The 2,080-nt window shown below is 41.8% G+C and carries 2 protein-coding genes; one reads left to right on the forward strand and one right to left on the reverse strand.

What is annotated here, in order from left to right; all coding sequences use genetic code 11:
• Nucleotides 1-515 precede the first annotated feature (515 nt).
• Nucleotides 516-1,403 (forward strand): Mph(E)/Mph(G) family macrolide 2'-phosphotransferase, encoded by an 888-nt coding sequence (gene mph / locus HX005_RS19455; RefSeq protein WP_071830579.1) that lies wholly within the window; start codon nucleotides 516-518, stop codon nucleotides 1,401-1,403.
• Between the two features lie 73 nt (nucleotides 1,404-1,476).
• Here mph and HX005_RS19460 read toward each other — a convergent pair whose 3' ends face one another.
• Nucleotides 1,477-1,941 carry an ATP-binding protein gene (locus tag HX005_RS19460; RefSeq protein WP_071830580.1) on the reverse strand — a complete coding sequence of 155 codons (465 nt, stop codon included), beginning with the start codon at nucleotides 1,939-1,941 and terminating at the stop codon, nucleotides 1,477-1,479.
• Nucleotides 1,942-2,080: the final 139 nt, after the last annotated feature.

Raw genomic sequence — 2,080 nt, forward strand, 5'->3', positions numbered from 1 at the left:
CAGGGGTGTCGAAAGAGTCAACTGCGGTCCAAAGCTGTTGGACTTGGGTGAAAAGGGCGTTTATTCTTCCTATACGTGAACCGCATCCTACGGAATGAGTAACCCTTGCCCTATTGTGAGTAGAACGTCGTATAATTCAAACGAAAGCAGTTAATAGGTATGAAATATCACAGCACAAAAGAGCGACAGGACATGTTTAGATGATGTTATTATAAAATAATAACATCATGGATGAATAAAAAATAATTTTCTATCTTTACAACTATGTTATACTTCTATGATAAGGCTATGATGGCAAAGCCTTGGTTTTCCTAATCAAATAGTCGCCGAGATGGCTTCAATGCGACAGTAGGTCTACTGTCTCACAATTAATTCATGTATCAGATTTTTGTTCCCTGATGGGAAGTGTTATCCATACGAAAAGAATATGGGTAAAGTGTTACACCTGTATATGACATTCAGAATGTCCTGTCGGGGGAACTGGTACCAATTTAATAAAAGAAAACAGTATAGAAATGACAATCGAAGATATGCAAACATTAGCCCTAGAGCATGGGCTGAGAATTTCGGAAGAGATGAGCGTCAATGAGATGGGCATCGACTTTAGAGTTGCCTTTGTAAAGGAAGTAAACGGTGAGAACTGGGTACTCCGTATACCTCGAAGAAGCGATATGCTTGAACAAATCGAAAATGAAAGTAGAATATTGGATTTAGCCAAAAGAAACCTGTCGATCAATGTCCCTGATTGGAAAATTGTATCGGAGCGCCTAATAGCCTACCCTTTACTGGAGGATGCGCCTGCTCTGACATTCGATGCGATAACACATGAGGTTTCTTGGAACATAGATCGCGATAGCATAGCTTATGTGGAGTCTCTGGCAAAATCATTGGCCGAATTACATCGTATTACAGCTGACGATGTGAGAAAGAGCAACTTGAAAATAATGACTCCAAGTGAATTGAGGACCGAAATAGCTGACCGTATCCACTTGGTGAAATCTGAGATAGGTATCAGCGAGCCGTTGGAAAACAGATACCGTAGATGGTTGGACAATGACCCTTTGTGGCCTGAATTCACTTGTTTCATCCATGGCGATCTCTATGCAGGGCATGTCTTAACCTCGAAGGAAGGTAAGACCTCTGGTATCATAGATTGGTCTACTGCGCATATGGGTGATCCTGCACTGGACTTTTCTGGTCACGTATCGGTTTTTGGAGAGGATAGCCTGAAGAGTTTGATAACGGAGTATGCTAAACAAGGCGGAACGATATGGGATAGGCTCTACGAACAATCTATAGAGAGGGCTGCTGCAGCTCCATTAGCATATGGCGCTTTTGCGGTAGAGTGCAACGACGATAATCATATCAATGCCGCCAGAGCAGCCTTAGGTATTGTTCAATAAAATGATGTGAGGATACTTTTTTAAATGCTAAAATAGGAGTTCGATTGGTGCCACTTAAGAGTATCATTGATTTCTATTTTAGCCAGTATCCTCCACTTTTAGGAGCTCCTCGAAACTCGATTTTATGATCATCTCTTAAGATTTTGAGCCACCGCTCTACTATCTTGACAGGAACTAATAGCTCGTTTACTAAAAATGGTGCACGCTTTCCTGGATTAGTTCTTATCTGATTAAATAGTAGATTTACTCCCTCACTTACTCCCTCATTAGATTCGAAAAGTAGCTTTGATGAGACAATAACTCGAAAACCGTGCTGGAAATTTTCAAAGACAGGGGGACGCAGACCATAGGATGCGAAGCCTTCTTGGATTCGTTTGATGCCTGACCCATATTTTTCAATAAAATGCGCTTCTTTGAACGTGGCAGATATCCTTTTATTGCGCGCCCATGGCGAGTAATCTTCACGAAGAAGCTGATCAATCGTTAAGTTATCAGCTAAACCACCTGGATTGAAAAACTCTATGGAATTGTAATACACCCTGATTATGGAATCGGCAAATTAATTTGGACTTGGGTGAAAAGGGCGTTTATTCTTCCTATTACGTTGTCGGCAGCGGGCCAAAAAGGAATACGTCCATGCCCATCGAGGTGAAACCGGCTGTGAGCGCGGGTTCAAG

Source organism: Acinetobacter sp. R933-2 (genome assembly GCF_030325485.1).
In the GTDB taxonomy this organism is placed as follows: Bacteria; Pseudomonadota; Gammaproteobacteria; order Pseudomonadales; family Moraxellaceae; genus Acinetobacter; species Acinetobacter sichuanensis.

Bases quoted from the DNA above. Each gene is read 5' to 3' on its own strand.
- mph (WP_071830579.1), top strand. From the start codon at position 516: ATGACAATCGAAGATATGCAAACATTAGCCCTAGAGCATGGGCTGAGA.